We start from the raw sequence: 22681 nt of genomic DNA on the forward strand, positions 1-22681 counted from the left end.
TGGCTGACCAGGGCGCTCAAGGTGTCTGACTGGATCGCTTCACCATTCATGGCGCCAGATCCCGCCGGCGGCGTGCTGCGGCGTCTTCAACAGCGATAAACAACCGCTCAATCGTAGCGGGGGTTAGCGCACGTGCGGCTTCCACCCCCTCCACAAAACCTTCTGCGCGCTCTTCGGCCAGTGCCAAGGCAGGCACATCTGCTGCGCGGCCGAGGCGTGCCAGGTGATTGGCGAGTTTGGTGCGGACCAGATCGGGCATGCTGACACCATTGCGCGAGAATACGACGCTCATTCTTTCACCCATTATTGTTGAGGTGAGGGATAACGCCAGGAAGGCGCTTCCTGATCGAATTAGCGGTCACTGCGTAAAACCACCGCTGTGGGGGTTGGTCTACCAGCGCAGGGGGGGCTGGTTTTCACCGGCCCACAAAAAAGCCCCCACACTGGCTTCAAGTGTAGGGGCCTTTTGAACATAAGCGGCGTTATTGGTAATCAGGTACGGCTGGCCCGACCGATCAAGGCATACAGCGGCTCTAACTTCGCCTGCACACTGGTCTTGTTTGCCACGCTGATCAGGTACTGCTGGGCAGCTACGCCTCCGGCTTCCGCCAGGGCCGCATAAATGGGCTGGAGCTTTGCGTCCACGCTAGTTTTATTCGCCTGTTCGATCAGGTAAGTAACGCCTGGGTTTGCTTCTACTGACATGCTCGTACTCCGGGTATCAGTCGTACTCATGGTGGGGGTTGCTTTCTACAGGCTCTGCGCGGCCGTGCGCGCCTCGGCAATCATTCCGGCAAGCTCGGCACCGTCCTCGGTGTTTAGCGTCACCTGCCAGAACTGATTATCGCCAGCCTCGCCGCTCACCTTGCACACCGCAACCCCACCAAAGGTAGCGGACTCGATACGCACTCGCTCAAACGGGGCACGTAGGCTGATATCTGGATTGCGCACGTCGAATTGCACAAAGTTGATGGCTACCGTGACCGTAACCGGCAGCGCGCCGGGCACTTGGGCCAAGGGGTGATATGTGCGGGTCATCATCATTTCTAAGGGTCCTTTCTGTTTGTCATGCGCGTCATTGGAATGCTTGCCATAGCTGATAGCAGAAAAAACCCACTAAAAGAAAGCCAGCACTAAGCCCACTAATCAAAGATGGGATTAAGAAAATCCACCATACCCGCTGGGAACGAATTTGAAATTTTTTCGTAGATGCAAGAAACAGTTGTAGAAGTTTAGGCCCTCTCATGCTCTCAATCATCGCGTTTGTTCTGGCCATATGGATACTTCCCCAGATCATTTTGATGATTTCCCATGATATGAAGAGCATCAAGGACAGTAAGCCGAGGAGCCCGCAAAGCGCGTAAAGCATGGGTGGGAGTTTCGTGGACAAAGTGGACCAAAAACCAAACAGGCCCGCATACCCAGCGACCAATAGGAGATTTGTGTAATTGGTTGCGCCCGCCATCTGCTTTTCATTCAGTTGCATCAACAGGTCAGCATCTTTATCTCTTTCGAGATGAAGCTGAAATTCCTTTAACTCCTGAATCTCTTTGGCGTGCGCATTCACTACATCGCTTGCCCGCTCATTCCATTGCTGCTGATCCATTCTTCTCCGCTCCGTTGAGAGTTGGGTTATAGGAAATTCTGATCGGTCCAAAGCGCGAATATGCCCTGGTAAGCGTCATCAGTGAGCCACATTTTTTCGCACCAAAACAGCGCGCCAGTCCCATGGCGGTCCCATGAGGCTATTTTTTGGACGCCAAAAAGCACAAACCCCCGACTTTCTCTAGGAAAATCAGTGGCTTGCGTTTTTTCAATTTGGCGGTGAAGGAGAGATTCGAATCCTCATCACCTCACGTGTCCACAGCCTCCGATTCAGCGCCTAAGCAATGACTGCTATTGGCCGATTTCTGCCTGTCGCGACCGGCTGAAACCGACCCAAAGCTGACGGTGGCGACAGTCAGAGATCGGCCAAAAGCAGCTCCTCAATTCAGGGGCGTTTTCGTCCGAAAAAACACCATTCGGAAATGTCTGAAAGAGGACGCGCAGGCACCTACCTCAAGGACGATGCAGCCCTGTCGCATCCCGCCAGTACAAGGTTTTTTCGAACTGAAAGCTAATAAGAAAGAAAGCCGAACACGACTGAGATATGGACCGAGCGATTTTATTCAGATCTTCCATAGCCGACTCCCCCTCTGGTTCGGGCCCTTTAATTCTGATGGTGCAACGCACAGCGACAGGGAAGTCGATACCCATTGTATTCTCAGCATAAATCGTAGGGGCATCGAGTACGTCATTGGTACTCAATTTAAGTCCCGAGGTAAATTCAGCGTATAGCCCATTTCCTGCGACCTCTATTTCCCAAGCACCGGCATTCGCAACTGCCTTGCTCAGCGTCGAAATTGTGAGCGTACTATCAGCTTCCAAGCACAGATCAAGACTCATGAATCCTCCCTTTTCCTTGGCTGCACACTTGCACCAAAATTTTTGAGTGCGATCTTCGCGACAGTGTATTTGGCTAGGGGTTTGAACGACCTCCGCCGTTCACTATGGGCGGGAGTCGACCCAAAGCCGACATAACTCCGTGCATTATCGTTTTTCCACAACAACCACATAATCGGAGAAGTCGACATCACCCACCCCGTCGCTACATTCCAACGTCATCGTGCCATCGGTCCCGTGGACGTGAATTCCAGCATTGCCAACCCATGCATTCATGCCAAAAGCGCTCTTCCAGACGTTCCAGATTTTTAGAACGTTTCCACCTTTAGAAAACACTTCTATCTCCAAAGCATCGGGACTGGTATCAGACCACAAAACTATTTCGGGACAGCCGTTGCCAGAGCCTTCGACGACGATTTGCCCGCCCATCATCTTTAATGCCAATCCTTGCACTCGACCGTTCGTAGCGCCCAATCGACGAACTGAAAAGACGGTTCTGGGTTCTGTGATCTTGATCTCCATTATCGCAACGATAGTTTTTCCATTGAAACTTATGGGCTTCCCTTTGGTGCGCATAAATGTAGAGGAGAGTGTTTCTTCCATTTTTTGATCCCCGGAATCTCTCAGGTGCCTTGCCTCAGTTTGGCCTAGCGAGGTTAGCATCCCTATACCTTAAGGGATTATGAATGGCTGCTTTTGGCCGAGGCTGTGGAAAAACGTTTTTGAGCGCGACAGGTACTCAAAACCGAACCGAAAATCGCGTTTCTACGCAAAATCCACATCTGCTGACGTACCGATAAATTTCAGATTTGACGTAGACGCGGACACTTAAATTTTGGTGAAGCGTTTTTACACACTCTGGGCCATTAGCCGCCATTTACTAAAAGCCACTTTCGACTCAAAGCTGGCAATGGCGATACCCCAGACTGATTCCGGCTCGATACGATAGAAGCATTTACAACACTTGGTCGTGCCCAGCCCCATTGTTCGGGAACCTTCTGGCCACTTAATAAGAACTAATGCTGATCGTCTGGAGGGACGGTAACGGGATGAAGAAAAGAGTTCCAGGCCTTGTATGCTTCATGATGCTTTTTGACTTCCTCATCCCAATCAGGCCCTGAAACTCTCTTCGAGACCACCATCATCATCATTTTGGTATTGGCGGCATCAAGCTCAACTAGTAGCTCGTGGCATCTAAATCTAAAATCATCTATGTCTTCCATATACTCACCTTGCGACAGGTCTAGCCGGATATACCGGGTCATGCCCATTTTCGTAATGACAAGTCCCCAAAGACAAAGGTTCATTGAGCAGCCGAGTTTCTATTCGGCATGTTTTGAACAGACTGCATCGCACAGCAGCTCCAACAACTCATTCGCCAGGACCGCCGCTTCTTGTCGATAGTCGGCGTTCCAGCGGCACGACCAGTTATCAGGCTTTCCCTCATCCTCCCATTGCGCCAATGCAAGCCCGTTGAGTATTTCCAGCTCGAACCAAACACGCTGCCAAGCGACGGCGTCCTGGACTGACGCCGTGTCTTGCCATAGGAATTCTGTTTGCACGACAAATGCCGACCATGCAAACAGATCCTCTGAGGCTCGCTCACCGATCATTCGGAAGTATTTTGCGCTAGCCAATCAACGATTCCTTGTAGTCGTTTACCTGTTTAGTAAACGTCTATCCCCGGATAGAGATCCGCGGGTGGACGATAATTGGGGTTCTCAAAGCGGCTGTTCTCGTAATGGGTTTTGGCCGTCGGTCCATCGCCGTTATAGGTCACCTGCGGGTTTGGCGTGAGATGCCAACCGCTTCCTTCCTTGTCGCGCTCGATCAGTGATGCGTATAACCTACAGTTGCCTGATGAGCCGGATGTCAGCCTGAACTGGTAATAGCGTCCGGCTTGGGGCGTGAACTTAGTCGAGACATAGCAGGAACGAGTGCGTGTCCCCTCCCAGAATAGATCCACTTGCGTTTCGATACCGGGTCGGATCTGCGTTTCGTAATAGTCCCATGTAAGGTCTTGCCCTGCCTTTGGCATGCCCACGTCCTGTGTGTGGGTGAACGGCAGGGGGCCGGTGCGAACGGCGCCGCCCGAACGTTTGCCGTTTTCGTATTGGTAAATTTCGGCGTGCTGCGTGTAGTCGACGATACGTACCCAGGCAGGGTTGGGCTCGTTTTCGGGCGCGGTAAAGTAGTTGGTATGGGGCAAAAACTGGCAGCCTGCGAACAACGGCAATGCAAGCAGGCAGAGCAGAGGGCGTATCGACATGAAGCCTTTCCTTTTGCGGAGTCAGGGTTACAGACAGCAAAAGAGGAGGCGCATTGCGTAAAAGCTGAAAATTTTGTGGCTGAATCGTCGCGACGATATCGGTTTCAACCGGTCGCGACAGGCAGAAATCGGCCAAAAGCGGCCCTTCGCAACAGGCATAAATCGGCCAGAAGCGGTCATTCATACGCGTCTACCAAGTTGGCATTCAGAACGGCGCGACAGGCTAGAACCTACTATTCAGTGCAGTCGTCCTGTAAATCGCTCTTCAGGGGATCCGGCAGCTAAAACGGCTTCGGCTTTTATCAGCGTGCCATCGAAATCTGCCGGCTTATCCAGCCCTATCCGTGCGCTGGTGCAGTAAAGCGTTTCATAACCAAGTCCCGCTAACACCGGACAAGTGGTCTGAATACACGGGGAGTCGATCACGCTGTCAACTTTGCCGTCAGTCGCGTAACGCACGACTCTGCTACCGCCCCATTCCGCATTCCAGAGAAAGCCCTGCGCATCAATACAAGAACCGTCTGGAGCACCCTGACCGTTGACTGTAGTGAATACACGCTGGTTTTCTAGCGACGGGTAATCGCAGCAGAAAATGCATCCTTGCAGGGAGTCCGCGTAATACATGGTGGAACCGTCCGGGCTAAAACAGATGCTGTTCGGGATCGCCACTTCGGGAAGGTCCAGCGTTTCAGTCTTGAGCGTCGCGGCATTGAACCGGTGAAATCGCCCTATAGTTTGCACCGCCTCACCGGCATCCATAGTGCTAAACACAAAGTTGCCCATACGGTCGCAGCGGCCATCATTGACCCGGGTTCCGGGTACTCCAGGCGTGATGGTAATTTTGGTGAAGCGAAGAGTACTCAGGTTGTAATAACCTAGGCAGGAGGCCAATCCCATTAGCAATACGTCTGTATTGGTCGTAAGGGCGAACGACCCCAGCGGCTCGGGCACTCGCCAGTGCTGTACTTCACCGCTCACGGGGTCCAGAGCAAGCAGTTCGCAACCAGGGATATCGGTCCAGAACAGGCGTTCCGTTCTTTCACACCAGACAGGGCACTCGCCAAGAAGACTGGTGGTGCCGCTTAGGGTTTTAAACATGGTTGCGTCCTACGAAACAGGATGGGGCAAACAAGGCAGTCAGTTGGAGAAAAGCGCTGACCACCTGTCACCGAACAGGGCGATGGCCAGTCCTGCGAGCATCACCATCGACCCGGCCAACTTGATGAGAGACACCGGCCTTTCCGATGCCCCCATCAATCCGAAATGATCGATAACCAGTGAGGAGATAATCTGACCTGCGATAGCGAGAGCCAGCAGGGCTGACAGGCCGATTTTTGGCGCAAGCACCACATAACTAAGCAAGGCACCGGCACCCAGCAGACCGCCCAGCAGGCTCCACCAGGGCTGGGCAGGTATAGCCGCCAGTGAGGCCACTATCCCGCCACGCATCAATGAAAAGACGCCCAGGCACACCGCTCCGGCAGTAAATGAGAACAGCGCCGCCGCTACGGAATCTCCACCCACACCTTTAGCGAGTTGACCATTCAGCGTGGTCTGCAGGGTAATGCCAAGCCCCGCGGCGATGGCCAGCAGGTAGTAAGCTGCGTTCATTTCGCGCCTCCTTACTTGGCTGACTCAAGCGGCATGAATGTCTCGGCAAAAATATCCGGCTGGTAGCCTGCGGCAGCAAACAGATGCTCACGGGATTCGTCGATTGCTGCACGCAGCCTTTCGCTGTCCACGCCCAGCACCTTGCCGCCGCGCTTGACGATGCGCCCGCCAATCATGACCGTGTCGACATTGCTGCGTTCGGCCGCGTGTACCACGGTGCCGAATGCGTTACCCGACGGGTAAAGGTTGATGTCCTGCGCATTGATAAGGATCAGGTCGGCCTGTTTGCCGGGGGTCAGGGTGCCGACTTTGTCCTGCAATCCTGCACAGGTGGCGCCGTCAAGAGTGGCGGCTTTGAGCAGGCCATGAGCCGGCAGGGTCACCGGATGATGCTCTGCGCCGCAGCAGCGCTGCTGGTGCATGCCCATGACGCGTTGCAGGTAGAACGCCACCCGCATCTCCATGAACATGTCACCGCTATAGGAGGTTTCGTTATCGACACTCAGCCCCGGGCTGATGCCGTGACGCTGGGCCGACTGCATGGCGAACATTCCATCTTCAATGCCGTAGTGGGCATCTGAACGCGGGCATACGTTGACCCGCACGCCAGCCTCGCGAATGATTTTCCAGCCGGCGTCCGGCAGCGCTGTGCAGTGGTTGAAGATGTTATCGGGGCGCAGCAGACCCTCGCGATGCAAACCCTCCAACTCAGCTGCCATGTCCCCGCCGAAGAATTCGGTAATGATAGGCAGCCCCAAGCGCCGGGCCTCAGCCCATAGCTCAGGCTCCAGCTGCGCCATTACCGCCAGCGAGAGCAGCGGGTTGTCACCGTTCTTGACGTATTTCCCCTGGAGACGCTCCAGGTTGCCGGGCCAGTGGGCTTTGTCCCACTCACCAGAAACTGGCGCACCGGAGGCGTGTACAGACCGGATACCAGCATCGAGCAGCGCCTCGACCGCGGCGTCGGAGTGCGCGCCGGTGCGGCTGTTGTGCGAGTTATCGACCACGGTCGTGATGCCCGCATCGATGCACCCCAATGCAGTCAGTAGATTGCCAATATACATGTCAGCCGGGCGATAGTATTTGGCGAACGAGAAGTGCGTTGCGTTGCAGTAGTCTTCCAGGGTTTCGGCATTCGGATTGATTCGACGCAGTTGGCCCTCCCAGGAGTGACGATGCGTATCGACCATGCCGGGCATGGCAATCATGCCGGATGCCTCGATAACCATAGCGTCGCCGGCCTCGATGTTTTCACCTATGGCCGTGATGGTGCTGCCTTCGATAAGGATATCGCCGCGCGCCAGATTGCCGATATCACCGTCCATGCTCAGCACAGTGGCGCCGCGGATAAGGGTGCGCGCGGCCTGAGCGGTCGGGGCCTGCACAATGCTGCGGTTATATTCAGCCATTTTCTGTACACCTCTTCAAATTTCGTTGGAAGCAATGTACGCAATGCGATACTGCGGGAAAAAGATGGTTAAACTGTTTTTATTATTCAATATCTACGAATAATAACGACTTTACCCGATCACTGCTTTGAGGCTGCTAACAGTCATGGACCGTATTCAAGCGATGCAGGTTTTCGTACGTGTGGCTGAAGCAGGAAGCTTTATCCAGGCGGCGCAGACGCTCTCTCTGCCGGCCTCCACAGTTACCAGCAGCGTTAAAAATCTTGAGAAGTACTTGCAGGTACGCCTGCTGAACAGAACAACGCGTCGGGTCAGCCTGACCTCTGAGGGCGCACAATATCTGGCGCAATGCCGGGAAATATTGGAGCTGATCGAACACACAGAGACCAGCCTGACGGATTCCGTAAAACGGCCACAGGGGCGTTTGCGTGTCGATATGCCGGGTGGCATTGCACACTTCATCGTCATGCCAAACCTGCAAGACTTCTACAGGCGCTACCCGGATATCTACCTGATGATAGGCGTCAACGATCGGCAGGTTGATCTGGTTCAAGAGGGTGTCGATTGCGTTATTCGTACAGGCGAGCTCGATGACTCAACGCTCGTTGCGCGCCCACTCGGTCGGTTTCGCTGGGTAACCTGTGCGTCTGCCGCCTATCTCGAAGAGAACGGCACTCCGCAAAATCCGCAAGATTTGTCTCACCACCGGGCCATCCATTACTTCTCGGGCCGCGCAAGGCAAGCAGGTGAAATGCGCTTTGCCCGTGGTACCGAAAAAAATCTCAGTCCCGGTGAACGGCACAGCGGCCGTCAACGAGACTGGGCTTTACATCAAAATGTGCCTTGAAGGCTTCGGGCTGGTGCAGCTCGCTGAGAACGTGGTCAGCGAGCATCTGCGAGAAGGGCGACTGGTCGAAGTGCTTGCTGACTGGCAGCCCGCATCGGTTCCTGTTCACCTGCTATACCCGCATCAGCGCTTTTTATCGCCAGCTGTGAGCGCATTCGCTGACTGGATTGCTGGGCTTGTTCGCGACGATGATTCAGCAGATTCAAGTTGAACGTTGCGCCCGGTCAGCATGCCGGTGAATGCTCCGGCTACGGAGATTGCGGCTGTGATCAGCAGCGGTCCTGTCCAGCCACCGGTCCAGTCGTGCAGTTGGCCCAGCAGCAAGGGGCCTGCGGCTGCCATCAGGTAGCCGACGCACTGCGCCATTCCTGAAAGTGCCGCCGTGTCACCGGCATTTTTTGTGCGCAAGCCGATGAAGGTCAGGCCGAGCATCATGCTGGCACCATAGCCGAAGCCCAGGACCGCGGCCCACAACATGGCGTAGTCTGGCGCGTAAATGAGCCCGATCAGGGATGAGGCGGTTAACAGGCTGACGGTAGCGGCTGCCAGTTTCTGGTCTTTGAGACGACGAAGCGTGGCCGCCAGAATCAAGCCGGGAATGGCCGTCGTCAGTTGAAGCGTGCCGTGTACCGTGCCTGCTTGCTCCGGGGATATGCCATGGTCCATCAGAATGGTCGGCAGCCAGCCGACGGCGACATAAAAAGGCATCGCGTTCAGCCCCATGAACAGTGTGACCTGCCATGCCAGCGGCGAACGCCAGACGGCCACGGTTGGCGCTTGTTTCGGACCTGACAGATTTACGTGTTCGTGTTTTTTCAACTGCGGCAGCCACACCACCAGCGCCAACAACGGGGCTGCGACCAACAAACTCAGGGCAATCGGCCATCCCCATGATTGGGTCAGCGGAACTATTACGGCTGAACCGACAGCGCCCGCTGCACCCATGGTGATGGAATAAGCGCCGGTCATGGACGCCATTTTTGTCGAGAAGTCGCGTTTGATCAGGCCGGGCAGCAGCACGTTGCCCAGGGCGATCCCAGTGCCTATCAATATCGTACCGGCGTACAACACCCATGCGCTGCCTGCGGAGCGGAGCAGGATGCCCGCTGAAATGACCAACAGTGCACCGAAAAGCGTGCGCTCGATGCCGAACCTGCGGGCGACCGATGCGCTGAGCGGGGAGAAGGCTGCAAAGGCAAGTAATGGCAGTGAAGTAAGCAGGCCTAGAGCTGAGGCGCTCAAGCCAAAATCATTCTGGATCAGCGGCAAAACGGGCGCGATGCTGGTAAAGGGAACGCGCAGGTTCACGGCGATAAGCAGAATGCCTGCGACGAGCGCGATGGCATGCCACTTGTTTTTTGTATCTGACATATTCTTTATCTGTCCTCTTAAAAGAAGACAACTGTAGAGAACTTCAGAACCGGCTAATATAGATATCAAGACACCTGATATCTAAATTATGCCAAGCTCAAAAAATGTCGTTTCCTCGCCGGAAGATTTCGATTCAGACCTTTTCGCCCAGGCAGCGATTGCCCTCAAGGTTGCGCCTGACCTCAATGATTCGGGTGCCCGTCCGCATGATCATCGCAAAGGCCAGCTCATCCTGTCTTTGCATGGCGCAGTGAGCTGTGAGGTGCAAAATGCACTCTGGCTTGTCCCTCCCCAGCACGCCGTATGGATCCCGGGCGGCACGCCGCACAGTTGCCGAGTGACCGAAAACGCCCGGACCTGCTTTCTGTTCGTTGAGCCCGGTGCGGCAGCCATGCCTGAAGAATGCTGCACGGTTGCCATTACGCCCCTTGTTCGGGAGATGGTCCTGCATCTCGCTGAACAGGAACCTGCTTACCATTCCGAGGGCAAGACAGCTCGGCTGGTTGCAGTGCTGCTTGAGCAGCTTTCCGATGCCCCGCTGAAAGAGCTGCATTTGCCGATATCAGACCACCCCAAGATCAAACAAATCGCGGATACGCTCTTCTCAGATCCAGGCGACCGAACCACGTTGCGCGAGTGGGCCACTCGGCTTGCAACCAGTGAACGAACGCTGGCCAGGCTTGTAGAAAGCACGACCGGGCTGAGCTTCGGACGCTGGCGTCAACAATTGCATTTGATGATCGCACTGAGTCATTTGGCGGAGGGGGTATCCGTGCAACGTGTGGCGGGCATCCTGGGATATGACTCTGTTAATGCATTCATCACTATGTTCAAGAAAGCACTGGGTAAACCGCCTACTCAGTATTTTTCCTCTCTGCGCTAGTGCTCTGCTGGCTGATACAAAGCGCCGAGGCTGTAGAACGATCTGTCTGCTATTGGCCGTCTGCTGCCTGTCGCAACGGCAGTTTTTGGCGAATGCTGGCCCTCACTCTAAACCGTTTCATGCACTTAACTCACGGGTGGCTCAGGACATCCGCCTCCCCCGCTGCTACGCTTTCGGCTCCTTCATTGGAGTCGAAACAATGCCCACTGAATATTCACTGCCTGATGTCCTTGAGCGTCTGTACCAAAACCAGCTCGTCTTAGAGGCGGCGGTGATGGAGTTGACGTTGTGGATTGAGCGCAAGGGTACGACGGACACAGGCGACAATATCCGCGGCGCGCTACAAACGATTGGAGAGAACGCCGGACACATCAAACAAGGTTTGGCAAAACTGAAGGCCCGAGGCCCACACTAATTAAGCTGTCCACGACGTCCCGCATGCGACAGCCTTGCTTGGACTTTGTGCGCTTACAGTCCGGGCCATCTGTTCGGCGCAAAGGATGACCCCACACTTTACAGTTCGTCAGGTACAAATCCTAAACTCCCTGCTTTTATGTAAAATGGCATAATATGCCAACGTTCGAAACAATATGTTTGCCCAGAGTTGGAGCTAATGATGGCGACGCGAAACGTTGTGCTCACCCCTCACCAAGAACAGGTTATCCAGGACCTGGTCCAGTCCGGCCGTTATCAAAATGCCAGCGAAGTAATGCGAGAAGGCTTAAGGCTATTGGAGCAACGCGTCGCCGAAGATACCGCCAAAATTGAGGCCCTGCGTCAGGCGACCTCGATCGGCATCATGGACCTTGAGCACGGGCGCTTTACTCAGGTGAACGAAGGAGATCTGGAGCACTACCTCGAGGGCTTGAGCCTGGAGGCCACCCTCCCCGCGCGAGAGAAACACTGAGCATGCCGCAGTATCGGATTTCCAACGCGGCGCGTGCCGACATTGTCGACATCCTCAGGCTCTCCCAAGCGCAGTTCGGCGATCAAGCACGCCAGCGCTACCAGGCGCTGATCCTCGCGGCGCTGCAAGCGCTTGCCGACACGCCTTATTGCATTGGCAGCCATGACCGCGATGAGCTTGCACCGGGCCTTCGCAGCTATCATCTCACCTATTCACGCCAGCAGGCCAGACATCCCCATGGAACGGTCAAAAGCCCACGCCACGTCGTATTTTATCGTTTGGCAAATGACGACGTGATCGAGGTCGTCCGACTCCTTCATGACGCCATGGAAGTGCAGTTGCACTTACCTAACGACTGATCAGCGACCTGGCCCAACGGCTTAACTGGCCAGGAATAGCGAAGGTAAGGCGTCCCCTCTATATCTCAACCTGAGCGCCCTCGTTGTCAGCCGACTTGGCGGCCAATTGAGGCGGGAGGTTCGGTGTCCACCGGGCTATCGAGACCCACGACCAGAGCCCTGGCAACATCACGCAGAGCACGAGCATCTCGCGGGTCAATTTCAGGATAGGTGCAGAGAGACAGACCCGACAACTCCACTTAAGGATGTCGACTCATTACCCAAATCCTCTTCCGAGCGACCAAGGATTTGCCAGATACGGGTTGCTCATCCAGTATACGGAGGCGCACTGAATACCAGTGACGGCCACCCAGATCCATGTCAGAAATCGCCATTCGCGATCGCTCGCACACCCTGTGCAATTGGGGGCATAAATGGGGGCATAATTCGCTTTTTTCAAGCTGAAACTACTGTCCTAGAGCCTAGTCAAAATGTTCTTCGGCGACCCCGATAGTTTGTAACTGGGTACATAGCCCCCGTACGGCGCGGGTGGGTCGGGGAGTACGACACCGCGTTAGGCAAGCTTTGCGCACGAGCTCATGCGGGCTCCTTGTGATGGACAGACCGTCGGGAGCCGACAGCCTGCCCTCCGGAAACTTGCGGTTTACTTGCCCAGAATGTTCTTCAACGCAGCGGTATGGCCGGCCGGGTCGTTTACGCTGGACATCACTTCGATAACGGTGATCGTCTGATCGTTCATCGTCATCAACGAGGCCACCAGTAGTTTCAGGCCGTTGAAATCGTCGGTGCCGTCCAGGCGGTACATCTTCAAGCCATTCACCTGAATGGTCTTCTCGCTAGTCGTGCGAAAGTTGGGTGACGCGGCCTGCTGCTTTTCTTTCAAGGTATCCACGGCAAGGCGAAACGCAGCGTCCGGGGTGGTGCCCGCAGTCGACGCCGGACCTTCGGTAACGATGATGGCCTGCTCGCTTTTCGGATCGAAGTACATCGTGCCGCCGTTCTCGCTGTTCAAGGTGCGGGCCTCGACGCCTTTGAGCACGAACTTCAGCTTGCCGCCTGCCAGGGACACCGATTGCATGTCCGCTGCCGCCATAGCGGTTTTGTCAGGCGGCGCAGCAACGGCCATGGAGGCCGCGCCGCTCAAGGCAGCAAGCACGCACAAGGAATGGGTCCAGCCCAACAGCACATGTTTCGACATTAATAGCGCCTTTGTTTTCAGGCCGTCGTATGCCGACGGTCTATCGTGCGAACAGCCTAGCTTAGTTGCCTGCTCACTTGCCCAGGATGTTGTTCACCGCCGCAGCGTGTCGCTCATATTTGCGGTCAGCATGGGGGTTGATACTTTTCGCGAAGAGCACCCGGTTTTAGGGGTCGTGTTGGGGTATAAGTCAGTTCGATAAAAGGCAGTACCCCTATGTCGCGCTCAAACAGATCCATTCAGGCAGTACCTCTGTCAGGCGTTTTGTTTCAGTTGCGCGAAGTAACGTTCCACTTCGCCGGACAACCAATGGGAGAATTCGCGTTGTTTGTCTTGCGAACTTTCCCTGGGTGGCCACACCAGCCAATAGGGGTAGGCGTACGGCGCACTGACGTCACACAGCTGGACCAGCTCGCCCCGCTCGATAGCGTCATGTACCAGGCTGCGCCGCTCCAGCGCGATGCCTTGCCCCAGGCGAACGGCTTCCAATACCAGGTTGGAATCATTGCTGCATAACCCCTTGCGCGCGTCGCCCATCTTGACGCCGGCCGCTTCGCACCAGGGCAACCACGATTCAGTGTTGTAGATGATCGGGCTGTCGATGATTTCTTGCGGCGTCTGCGGCAGGCGTCCGCCATTGAAATGGGGAGCGGCAACTACCACGACTTCATCGTGAAACAACAGTTTTTGCTCGACGCCCTCCCAATCACCCTTGCCCATGCGGATGCCGATATCCACCGACTCCTGATGCAGGTTGGAAATTGTCAGGCTGGCTTGCAGGCGAATGCTGATATGCGGGTAAAGCTGCTGAAAACCCGGTAGGCGCGGTATCAACCACGACCGGCCGAACGACGGCAGAACCGCCACCACCAACTCCCCCATCTTGGGCTGGGCCTGGATCAATCGAGTGGCCTCGGCGATGTCGCCCAGGGCTTTACGAATCTGCAGCGCATACAGTCGCCCATCCTCGCTGACACGCAAGCCCCGCCCTTCGCGCACAAATAGCGTCAACCCGACAATCTCCTCCAGTACCTTGATCTGCTGGCTGACAGCTGAATGCGTGACGTGCAATTCCTTGGCGGCGAGGGTGACGCTTCCCAACCGGGAAGTGGCTTCGAAACTGCGCAGGCAGGTCAAGGGAGGAAATGCACTCATGTAAGCCAACCTAACCTTTCTCGGTAATATTTATCGATATTTTGCGGCCCGAACACAGGCTAAAGTAATCTCAAATTAACAATCCTGCCAGCCACAGGGTCTTTCCGCGCCACCCTCACCTCGCGAACTGCGAGCTACTGCTCAACCTGTACAAGTACCTCAAGTATCCCCATTGAAAATTACCCTGACGTAAATGGAGGCTTCATGAAACTGGTCGGCATGCTGGACTCGCCCTACGTGCGCCGCGTAGCAATTTCCCTGGATCTTTACGGCGTCGATTTTGAGCATCAGCCACTTTCGGTATTCAGCACCTACGAACAATTCGCCAGGATCAACCCGGTGGTAAAGGCGCCCAGCCTGGTGCTGGATGATTCAACCGTGTTGATGGACTCAAGCCTGATTCTCGATTACTTCGAAGCGCTGGCTCCGGCTGATAGAAAGCTGTTGCCACAGCCAGCCAGCGCGCGAGCCCAGGACCTGCAATTGACGGGGCTTGCCCTGGCCGCTTCTGAGAAAACCGTACAGATCGTGTACGAACATAACCTGCGCCCCGCAGAAAAACTCCACGAGCCCTGGCTCGACCGGGTAACCGGCCAGTTGCTGGCAGCCTACTCGGCCTTGGAAAAACGCCTGGCCCATGCGCCGAATCAAGCCCTGACGCAAGGTGCCGTCAGCGCGGCAGTGGCCTGGTCTTTCAGCCAGTTCAAAATCGCCTCGATGGTTGACGCCGAGGCCTTCCCGCACTTGCAACTCCATGCCAGGCGTCTTGAGGAACACCCAGCCTTCAAGCGATACCCCATCGAATAAGCGCCCTGCAACGTACCGCGATCAGCAACACCTTCACGCCTATCGGCACCGGCCGTGACGCGGATGCAAAACCCGTGCGCCTGCAAGGCTCAGTCAGTTCTCCGGCAAGCTGACAGCGCCCGGCTGAACCTCAGCTGAAGGCAATGGTTATCGGGCTTAAAGCGTTTGATAAATACCCGCGCCTATTCAGATCATGGCAAGCCTGTTTCGCAAGGCTTGGCCGCTGGTATTCAACCTTCAGGAATATGCCGTTGACGTTCCCGATTCCCCAGTGTCTTTCAGCCCTCGTGTTAGCTGCCGCTGTGCTGGTAACGCCGGCTCTGGCGGCAAGCCATGCCGAGGGTTTTGCCAAAGACGTAACCGGCGGTGGCCAAGTTGCGGCCGTGCGCCCCGCCACACCGGCCGCACTGCAAAAGGCGCTGTGTGCAAGCTTCGACCCACGGGGCAACTGCACCGATGACACCCCGCGCGTCATCGCCCTGGACCATACGTTTGATTTTCGCGGTTCGGTTGTGTCCGACGGCAGCGCCACGGTCACAGAGGCCGGGTGCATGGCCAACGCTTGCCCCCAGGGCGGCGGGCAATGGGCAATCGACGGTGCCAACCATTTCTGCCAGTCGAAACCGCCGGCCACGGTGACGTATGACAAGGCTGGGGTTGCAGCGTTTGAAGATCGGTTCGAACAAGACCCTTATAGGCATAGGGGCTCATGCCGGTATCCAGGGCATGGGGTTGGTCATCGGCAGCGCCTGAGTGGCGATGACTACCGCCCTCGGGATGCTTCTGTGCTGGAGGCGTTCAAGACCTATCGTCAATACCTTGTTGCACCGCAGCCAGCCGACCTTGCGCGAATTGCAGTGCGGCGCGATGCCGGTACGGGCCACCTGGATTTGGCTAGCCACTGATGCGATGTCTACTGCTGCTCATGCTCTGCTCACTGGCGAGCCCTGCCTTCGCCGGTTCTGATCAATCGGCAACCATAAATCAGTCACCCCGCAGTTGACAGCGCGCGGCTGTTCGGCACAAGCGCCTTCTTTGACTATCTAGCGCAGCGGGTCGACGTGTTCGACGACTCGGCCTGGAAACCCGCTCACCCTAAAGCCGTGTCTAAAAACATCATCACGGCAAATCCGAGCATCAAGCCGAGGGTCGCGGGTGTCTCGTGGCCATTGCGATGGGTTTCGGGAATAACCTCATGTGACACGACAAATATCATTGCGCCCGCTGCCAGCCCCAGGGCGACGGGATAGCCCAAGGCATATCCACTTGAAATGCCCAAGCCCACCACAGCGCCTATTGGCTCCATCAATCCAGAGCCGATGGCAATCAACATCGCGCGATACGCCGAGAGCCCGGTGACGCGCAATGCAAGCGCCACCGCCAAGCCTTCGGGTATGTCCTGGATCGCGATGGCCGTGGTCAAGGGCACCCCAACTTTAAGGTCGCCATCGGCAAAGCTGACACCGATGGCCATACCTTCCGGGAGGTTGTGCAACGTAATGGCGAGTACAAACAACCACACCCGATTGAACCGTTCGGTATGCGGGCCTTTACGTCCGCTTTGCGAATGCTCGTGTGGAACAAAGCGCTCCAAGCCAACCATGAGCGCGACGCCCAGCCCCAGCCCTGCCACCACTACGCAGGCAGCCCAGACCTGATTACCCGTCATTGCCTGTGCGGCATCGATACCGGGAAGAATCAAAGAAAACGAACTCGCGGCGAGCATCATCCCGGCTGCAAAGCCGAACATGGTGTCTTGAGTGCGTGAGCTGATGCTGCGTAGCGCTATCGCTGCGATTGCGCCTAAAGCCGTCGCGCTGAACCCGCTCAGGCCACCCAGGAGGGCAAAACGCAAATTGGACACATCGGCCTTGAACAGGGCGCTGTATCCGCAGACCAGCAGCAGTAGCATCACACTCAGGATCGCCGCCCAGAACAACGCGCCCGCCCATCCAAGCTCGAACGCACGACTTAAATGGCCACGCGAGGCTGACTGCGCGGACGTAGACCTATCAAGCATCGTTATCTCCTCGGTGGCGGGCGTATCGTTGAGGGTTCAATCACGCACTGAGTCGCTGTCATGGGATTTTACCGGCGGCTCCAAAGTTCCAAAGTGTTGCCCGCCTTTACGTTGTTCCGCCACTGTTTATAACGCTGCGCGTCGAACGGGCTGTTGGCACTTCACACGCGCACTTAAATGCTATCAATCTAATATTGCAGACGTTAATAAAGTTAGACGAAGCGGCACTGTTGCGCGGCGCTTGTATAAGTTTTTTCACCGAGTCGACCGTTCGTCGCCAATTCATCTCATTGCTCAAAACGTTTTCGCGGGCCGCGTTATCGGAGTAGATATCCATTAGCGAAGTGGATAACTAGCGAAACGACAACTCACCGATGGAGAAATACCATGACGACGAGTAATAAGAACCCGGGCAACTTCGCCAATGATCCTCAGAAAGCATCGGAGGCGGGAAAGAAAGGTGGCCAAGCGTCCGGCGGTAACTTTGCAAACGACCGTGAGAAAGCGTCGGAAGCGGGCCGTAAAGGTGGCCAGAACAGCCATGGCGGCGGCCGTAAGTCCTCATAGCAAAGCGGCCCAGTCGCCCTCCTAGTTATCAAAGGGAATAAACGATGCGAACAACAGTGGATGGTCAACAAAGCGATTTTTATCGCGGATCGGTTATGGAAAGGCACGCTGAGACAAACACAAGCGGACGTTCTCATACGACGGCGAGTTATGAATACCAGCGAATGCCAGAAAGAACCGAAGTAACAATAGGTGTTTCACACACACCCTCCCTTGTGCGAAAGGCACTTATAAGCAGTGCACACACAGTTGTTTAGTGTGGCTTTCGTAGCATTAAAGCGACGTAACCTAACCCACATAGCAACGAGGTAAATCAACATGAGTACTCAAGACAAGCAAGGCCAAATGAGCGTCAATGAAGCCGGTAAAAAAGGCGGCGAAGCTACGTCCGCTTCTCATGACAAAGAGTTCTATCAAGAGATCGGTAGCAAAGGCGGCCAGAACAGTGGCGGCAACTTCGCCAACGACCGTGAGAAAGCTTCTGAAGCGGGGCGTAAAGGTGGCGAACACAGCCATGGTGGCGGCCGCAACAGTTGATGTGCTGGATGCAGGGGAGCGGCGCTCCCCTGTCTTTATGGATGAGGGACACCATGCCTTTACACATTATCAACTTTACCGGACCGATCACCGCGTCGACCTGCAGCCAGCTTATCCAACAAGCCTCGCTGGCCGTGCAGCAAGACGCCTCTGGCCTGGTCCTGAACATTGCCACCATGGGCGGTGAATGCAGCTACGGTTTCACGATGTATAACTTCCTGCTGTCACTGCCGATCCCGGTACACACCCACAACCTGGGCACCGTGGAATCGATGGGCAATATTATTTTCCTGGCCGGTGAGCGCCGGACCGCCTGCAAGCACAGCAAGTTTCTGTTCCACCCGTTCCATTGGCATTTGCAAGGTTCTATCGACCATTCGCGCATGTCCGAATATGCGATGAGTCTTGACTACGACTTACAGTTGTACGCACGCATCGTCGCCGAGCGCACGCTGGATGCCGCCGAAAAACTGGAAACCGAAAAATACCTGATCGCCGCGCCGCGCATTCTCGACCCGCCGAATGCCATGACCGCCGGATTGATCCATGCCATCGAGCTGCCTGTTATCAAGGCAGAGTTCGTGAGTAGTTTCATACACTCCTAGTTATTCAGAGGGGAGCACGGCAATGAGTAACGGAACACGTCCATCATTATCGAGTACCGATAAGTGTGCCGTATGTTTCTCAGCGCGCAGCCTGCTCACTTATAACTTCCAGAACTCCTGTTTTGCCCGTACTCAGTACGGGCTTTTTTTTGCCGAATGATAGAGGCCCTCTGTGGGCTTGAACCCGGTCAATCATCTTCGTGCAAGTGAGCATCCGCGCAAGGTAATCGCCCCGACTCTCCGCCGGCGATTCGTTCCGCCTGATCAATACCGCGTTTGAGTGCATCCCGCACTGTCCATTCAGCGCCCGGCAATTGTTGGCTGCGCTCGGCAACACACTGCCCCGTAGCGGTATAGACGCAGACCAACACTTCTATATCCGCGTCCGTACGCTCTCGCGCCCTGACTTCGATATGACAACCGTTTTCCACCTCTTGGGTAAAACACTCTTCTTTCAATTGCTTTTCGATCCAAGCATTGTAGGCATTACCTCGAATAAACATAAGTCATCTCCCGCATCGTTAGTTGGCCGGCCGTTACGTGAGACCTGAATCCTTATCCGGGATTCCGTATTTTTTTGCACGAGATTCGAACAAGCGCTTATACAAAATCACCCGTGTTTCGCTTGTTAAGCCGTTCGTCAGGCGAAGTAACAAATTGTTAAACCAACCCTTCACGTCCAATTCAAATTGTTCGGGTAAGGGGTTTTAACACGCACAGCGTCAGCGGTTCGCTTGAATGACTTGGGCATACAAGCGCAACGCACTCATCGCGGATATTTATCAACACAGGAGCACGGCATGAAACGCGCGAGTTATGGCCTGGCCTATATCGCCAGCCTCTTCTTATTAACCGGCTGCAATCTGGTGGTGTTCAACCCAAAGGGCCAGATTGCAACCGACGAGCGCAACCTGATTATCCTCGCCACCGGCCTGATGTTGCTGGTGGTCGTGCCGGTGATCGTGCTCACGTTCGTGTTTGCCTATCGCTATCGCGCGACCAACAAAAAAGCCCGTTACTCGCCCCGTTGGGCCAGTTCGCACAAAATCGAAGCCGTGGTGTGGGGCGTTCCGTTGCTCATCATCATCGCCCTGGGATGGGTGACGTGGGAAACCACCCACGCCCTCGACCCCTATCGCCCGCTCGACTCCGACAAACAACCGCTCAATGTTCAGGTGGTGGCCACTGACTGGAAGTGGCTGTTCATTTACCCCGACCTGGGTGTCGCCAGCGTGAACGAGCTTGCCCTGCCGGTGCATACGCCGGTGAGCTTTACCATCACGTCCGACGCCGCCATGACCTCCTTTTTCATCCCGGCCCTGGGCGGGCAGATCTACGCCATGGCCGGGATGCAGACCAAGTTGCACCTGATCGCCAACGAGACCGGCGAGTTCAGAGGCATTGCCGCCAATTACAACGGCCCCGGTTTTTCCGACATGCACTTCTCCACGCTGTCACTGAGCGACACCGACTTTCAAGCCTGGCTGACAAAGGTCAAGGGTGCGCCGACGCAGCTGGACCACACCAGCTATGCGCAATTGGCCAAGCCTAGCACCCGGCACCCGGTGACCTATTACTCGGCGGTACAGGAGCGGCTGTTCCTGGACATCGTCGACAAATATGAAGGCATGAACAAGGCCGACAAAACCCAGCGCCGCCAGACCCGGTTGAACAGCACCGGCGAGCGCGCGGATCACTACCTGGTGCAGGAGCGTTAACAATGTTCGGAAAACTTTCGTGGGAGGCGATCCCAACAAGCGAGCCCATTGTGATGTACACGCTGGCCTTCGTTGGGCTGATCGGTGTGGCGTTGGTGGGGTCGATTACCTGGAAACGCAAATGGGGTTATTTGTGGCGCGAATGGTTTACCTCGGTGGACCACAAGAAAATCGGCTGCATGTACATCATCGTGGCGCTGGTGATGCTGCTGCGCGGCTTCTCCGACGCGATCATGATGCGTACCCAGCAAGCCATGGCCGCCAGCGGCGGGCCAGGTTACCTGCCGCCTGAACACTACGACCAGATCTTCACCGCCCACGGCGTGATCATGATCTTCTTTATGGCCATGCCTTTCGTGGTCGGCTTGATGAATATCGTGGTGCCGTTGCAGATCGGCGCGCGCGATGTGGCCTACCCGTTTCTCAACGCGCTGAGTTTCTGGCTGTTCGTGGTCGGCGCGGCACTGGTCAACATTTCGCTGGGGGTGGGCGAGTTTGCGCGCACCGGCTGGGTTGCCTATCCGCCGTTGTCCGAGCTGGGTTACAGCCCCGGCGTCGGCGTGGACTATTACATCTGGTCACTGCAGATATCCGGCATCGGCACGTTACTCACGGGGGTGAATTTCTTCGTGACCATCCTGAAGATGCGCACCGAAGGCATGACCCTGTTCAAGATGCCCGTGTTCACCTGGAACGCACTGTGCACCTCGGTGCTGATCCTGGCGTCGTTCCCGATCCTGACCGCCACCCTGCTGATGCTGTCCCTGGACCGTTACCTGGGCATGCATTTTTTTACCAACGAAGCCGGTGGCAACCCGATGATGTACGTCAACCTGATCTGGTCTGGGGGCACCCGGAGGTGTACATCCTGATCCTGCCGGCGTTCGGGGTGTTTTCCGAGATCGCGGCCACCTTCAGCAGCAAGCGGCTGTTCGGCTACGTGTCGCTGGTGTGGGCAACGATCGCGATTACCGTGCTGTCGTTCATCGTGTGGTTGCACCATTTCTTCACCATGGGCTCGGGCGGTAACGTCAACGCGTTCTTCGGCATCATGACGATGATCATCGCCGTGCCGACCGGGGTAAAAATCTTCACCTGGCTGTTCACCATGTACCGTGGACGGGTGCGCTTCGAGACGCCGATGCTGTGGACCCTGGGCTTTATCGTGACGTTCAGCATCGGCGGCATGACCGGCGTGCTGCTGGCCGTGCCCGGCGCCGACTTCATGCTGCACAACAGCCTGTTCCTGATCGCTCACTTTCATAACGTGATCATTGGGGGCGCGGTGTTCGGCTACATGGCCGGCCTGACCTATTGGTTCCCCAAGGCCTTTGGTTTTCGCTTGTACGACAAACTGGGGCGTATCGCATTCTGGTGCTGGCTCATCGGCTTTTATTTCGCCTTCATGCCCTCGTACGTGCTGGGCTTCATGGGCATGACGCGCCGCCTCAACCACTTCAACAACCCGGAATGGCGGCCCTGGCTGCTGCTCGAACTGGTGGGCGTGGCGATTATCCTCTGCGGCGTCGCCTCCCAGGCCCTGCAACTGTTTGTCAGCATCCGCTACCGTCACCGCTATCGCGACCTCACCGGTGACCCTTGGGACGGCCGCACCCTGGAATGGGCCACCGCCTCTCCGCCACCGCTGTACAACTTCGCCGAGCAACCCAAGGTCAGCGACCTGGATGCGTACTGGGGCATGAAGGAACGCGGCGTCAGCACCCTCAGCCACACCGATTACCGAAGCATCCACATGCCGCGCAACACCGCTTCGGGCCTGGTCATCAGCCTGTTCGCACTGGTCTGCAGCTTTGCCCTGGTCTGGCATATCTGGTGGTTGGCGGCCTTCGGCCTGGTGGCATCGGTGGTTGCATTCGTGGTGCGCAGCTACGACGAAGACACCGATTACTTCGTGCCCGCGCAAGAGGTCGCGCGCATCGAAAAGGCACGCCTGAAAGACCTGGCAGAGGCTTGAC

The 22681-nt window shown here is 56.0% G+C and carries 28 protein-coding genes and 2 pseudogenes; 13 read left to right on the plus strand and 17 right to left on the minus strand.

The features are described 5' to 3' along the window. Window positions 1–46 precede the first annotated feature (46 nt). From AB4O23_RS18830 to AB4O23_RS18885, 12 genes are all read right to left on the minus strand, one after another. Entirely contained in the window at window positions 47–292 is a 246-nt protein-coding gene (locus tag AB4O23_RS18830; RefSeq protein ID WP_058426040.1) for a hypothetical protein, read from the minus strand. 200 nt (window positions 293–492) lie between these two features. Then, window positions 493–705 carry a hypothetical protein gene (locus tag AB4O23_RS18835; protein WP_103451591.1) on the minus strand — a complete coding sequence of 71 codons (213 nt, stop codon included), beginning with the start codon at window positions 703–705 and terminating at the stop codon, window positions 493–495. A 45-nt stretch (window positions 706–750) separates the two neighbouring features. After that, window positions 751–1041, minus strand: a complete 291-nt coding sequence (locus tag AB4O23_RS18840) for a hypothetical protein (protein ID WP_137220385.1) — start codon at window positions 1039–1041, stop codon at window positions 751–753. Between the two features lie 34 nt (window positions 1042–1075). Beyond that, window positions 1076–1606: a hypothetical protein gene (locus tag AB4O23_RS18845; protein ID WP_103451589.1), complete on the minus strand. Its 531-nt coding sequence runs from the start codon at window positions 1604–1606 to the stop codon at window positions 1076–1078. A 452-nt stretch (window positions 1607–2058) separates the two neighbouring features. After that, on the minus strand, window positions 2059–2445 hold the full coding sequence (locus AB4O23_RS18850) for a hypothetical protein (protein WP_017530034.1): 387 nt from the start codon (window positions 2443–2445) through the stop codon (window positions 2059–2061). 144 nt (window positions 2446–2589) lie between these two features. Further along, window positions 2590–3045, minus strand: coding sequence for a hypothetical protein (locus tag AB4O23_RS18855; RefSeq protein ID WP_174556999.1), 456 nt, complete (start codon window positions 3043–3045; stop codon window positions 2590–2592). Window positions 3046–3458: 413 nt separating this feature from the next. Further along, on the minus strand, window positions 3459–3665 hold the full coding sequence (locus AB4O23_RS18860; protein ID WP_032883549.1) for a hypothetical protein: 207 nt from the start codon (window positions 3663–3665) through the stop codon (window positions 3459–3461). 99 nt (window positions 3666–3764) lie between these two features. Continuing rightward, on the minus strand, window positions 3765–4079 hold the full coding sequence (locus AB4O23_RS18865) for a hypothetical protein (protein ID WP_015371109.1): 315 nt from the start codon (window positions 4077–4079) through the stop codon (window positions 3765–3767). Between the two features lie 29 nt (window positions 4080–4108). Continuing rightward, window positions 4109–4711, minus strand: coding sequence for a hypothetical protein (locus AB4O23_RS18870; protein ID WP_015371108.1), 603 nt, complete (start codon window positions 4709–4711; stop codon window positions 4109–4111). A gap of 237 nt (window positions 4712–4948) precedes the next feature. Beyond that, window positions 4949–5809 (minus strand): SMP-30/gluconolactonase/LRE family protein, encoded by an 861-nt coding sequence (locus tag AB4O23_RS18875; RefSeq protein ID WP_065883888.1) that lies wholly within the window; start codon window positions 5807–5809, stop codon window positions 4949–4951. A gap of 39 nt (window positions 5810–5848) precedes the next feature. After that, window positions 5849–6322 carry a DMT family transporter gene (locus AB4O23_RS18880; protein WP_460150227.1) on the minus strand — a complete coding sequence of 158 codons (474 nt, stop codon included), beginning with the start codon at window positions 6320–6322 and terminating at the stop codon, window positions 5849–5851. An 11-nt stretch (window positions 6323–6333) separates the two neighbouring features. Continuing rightward, the gene (locus tag AB4O23_RS18885; RefSeq protein ID WP_053139078.1) at window positions 6334–7731 is read right to left on the minus strand and encodes an amidohydrolase family protein; all 1398 of its coding nucleotides are present in this window, start codon (window positions 7729–7731) and stop codon (window positions 6334–6336) included. 145 nt (window positions 7732–7876) lie between these two features. Between AB4O23_RS18885 and AB4O23_RS18890 the strand changes: the two genes are divergently transcribed. Further along, on the plus strand, window positions 7877–8578 hold the full coding sequence (locus AB4O23_RS18890) for a LysR family transcriptional regulator (RefSeq protein WP_460138651.1): 702 nt from the start codon (window positions 7877–7879) through the stop codon (window positions 8576–8578). Then, complete coding sequence (locus tag AB4O23_RS18895) at window positions 8568–8789, plus strand: LysR substrate-binding domain-containing protein (RefSeq protein ID WP_460138650.1); 222 nt, start codon at window positions 8568–8570, stop codon at window positions 8787–8789. The genes AB4O23_RS18890 and AB4O23_RS18895 overlap by 11 nt, the downstream gene beginning before the upstream one ends. Here the strand turns inward: AB4O23_RS18895 and AB4O23_RS18900 are convergent. Continuing rightward, complete coding sequence (locus AB4O23_RS18900) at window positions 8702–9949, minus strand: MFS transporter (RefSeq protein WP_460060256.1); 1248 nt, start codon at window positions 9947–9949, stop codon at window positions 8702–8704. The genes AB4O23_RS18895 and AB4O23_RS18900 overlap by 88 nt on opposite strands. An 88-nt stretch (window positions 9950–10037) precedes the next feature. Between AB4O23_RS18900 and AB4O23_RS18905 the strand changes: the two genes are divergently transcribed. From AB4O23_RS18905 to AB4O23_RS18920, 4 genes are all read left to right on the plus strand, one after another. Beyond that, window positions 10038–10832, plus strand: a complete 795-nt coding sequence (locus tag AB4O23_RS18905; RefSeq protein ID WP_041931406.1) for an AraC family transcriptional regulator — start codon at window positions 10038–10040, stop codon at window positions 10830–10832. Window positions 10833–11031: 199 nt separating this feature from the next. Continuing rightward, on the plus strand, window positions 11032–11247 hold the full coding sequence (locus tag AB4O23_RS18910) for a hypothetical protein (protein WP_137220386.1): 216 nt from the start codon (window positions 11032–11034) through the stop codon (window positions 11245–11247). Between the two features lie 201 nt (window positions 11248–11448). Further along, window positions 11449–11739, plus strand: coding sequence for a type II toxin-antitoxin system ParD family antitoxin (locus tag AB4O23_RS18915; RefSeq protein WP_027605753.1), 291 nt, complete (start codon window positions 11449–11451; stop codon window positions 11737–11739). Window positions 11740–11741: 2 nt separating this feature from the next. Continuing rightward, window positions 11742–12098, plus strand: coding sequence for a type II toxin-antitoxin system RelE/ParE family toxin (locus AB4O23_RS18920; RefSeq protein ID WP_058426049.1), 357 nt, complete (start codon window positions 11742–11744; stop codon window positions 12096–12098). A gap of 643 nt (window positions 12099–12741) precedes the next feature. Here the strand turns inward: AB4O23_RS18920 and AB4O23_RS18925 are convergent. Together AB4O23_RS18925 and AB4O23_RS18930 are read right to left on the minus strand one after the other, a co-directional pair. After that, a complete protein-coding gene (locus tag AB4O23_RS18925) occupies window positions 12742–13296 on the minus strand; it encodes a DcrB/PsbP domain-containing protein (protein WP_068931824.1) in 555 nt (184 codons plus the stop codon). 255 nt (window positions 13297–13551) lie between these two features. Next, window positions 13552–14451, minus strand: a complete 900-nt coding sequence (locus AB4O23_RS18930; RefSeq protein ID WP_068931823.1) for a LysR substrate-binding domain-containing protein — start codon at window positions 14449–14451, stop codon at window positions 13552–13554. A 204-nt stretch (window positions 14452–14655) separates the two neighbouring features. Between AB4O23_RS18930 and AB4O23_RS18935 the strand changes: the two genes are divergently transcribed. Together AB4O23_RS18935 and AB4O23_RS18940 are read left to right on the plus strand one after the other, a co-directional pair. Further along, window positions 14656–15258, plus strand: coding sequence for a glutathione S-transferase (locus AB4O23_RS18935; RefSeq protein WP_065879111.1), 603 nt, complete (start codon window positions 14656–14658; stop codon window positions 15256–15258). 245 nt (window positions 15259–15503) lie between these two features. Then, a pseudogene (locus tag AB4O23_RS18940) lies at window positions 15504–16002 on the plus strand (pectate lyase); the annotation flags it as partial. 346 nt (window positions 16003–16348) lie between these two features. Here AB4O23_RS18940 and AB4O23_RS18945 read toward each other — a convergent pair. Continuing rightward, window positions 16349–17170 carry a ZIP family metal transporter gene (locus tag AB4O23_RS18945; protein WP_460063997.1) on the minus strand — a complete coding sequence of 274 codons (822 nt, stop codon included), beginning with the start codon at window positions 17168–17170 and terminating at the stop codon, window positions 16349–16351. 495 nt (window positions 17171–17665) lie between these two features. On the opposite strand from AB4O23_RS18945, the gene AB4O23_RS18950 reads away from it, so the two are divergent. The 3 genes from AB4O23_RS18950 (at window position 17666) to AB4O23_RS18960 (ending at window position 18987) form a co-directional block, all read left to right on the plus strand. After that, on the plus strand, window positions 17666–17845 hold the full coding sequence (locus AB4O23_RS18950; protein ID WP_017529080.1) for a con-10 family general stress protein: 180 nt from the start codon (window positions 17666–17668) through the stop codon (window positions 17843–17845). A gap of 318 nt (window positions 17846–18163) precedes the next feature. Further along, a complete protein-coding gene (locus AB4O23_RS18955) occupies window positions 18164–18382 on the plus strand; it encodes a con-10 family general stress protein (protein WP_116078836.1) in 219 nt (72 codons plus the stop codon). Window positions 18383–18435: 53 nt separating this feature from the next. Beyond that, window positions 18436–18987, plus strand: a complete 552-nt coding sequence (locus AB4O23_RS18960; protein WP_065879113.1) for an ATP-dependent Clp protease proteolytic subunit — start codon at window positions 18436–18438, stop codon at window positions 18985–18987. 188 nt (window positions 18988–19175) lie between these two features. Here AB4O23_RS18960 and AB4O23_RS18965 read toward each other — a convergent pair whose 3' ends face one another. Then, window positions 19176–19490, minus strand: a complete 315-nt coding sequence (locus tag AB4O23_RS18965) for a hypothetical protein (RefSeq protein WP_116078839.1) — start codon at window positions 19488–19490, stop codon at window positions 19176–19178. A 297-nt stretch (window positions 19491–19787) separates the two neighbouring features. On the opposite strand from AB4O23_RS18965, the gene cyoA reads away from it, so the two are divergent. Next, on the plus strand, window positions 19788–20705 hold the full coding sequence (gene cyoA / locus AB4O23_RS18970) for a ubiquinol oxidase subunit II (RefSeq protein ID WP_017529076.1): 918 nt from the start codon (window positions 19788–19790) through the stop codon (window positions 20703–20705). A 2-nt stretch (window positions 20706–20707) separates the two neighbouring features. After that, a pseudogene (cyoB, locus tag AB4O23_RS18975) lies at window positions 20708–22680 on the plus strand (cytochrome o ubiquinol oxidase subunit I). Window position 22681 lies beyond the last annotated feature (1 nt).

The organism is Pseudomonas sp. H2_A10 (assembly GCF_054680085.1).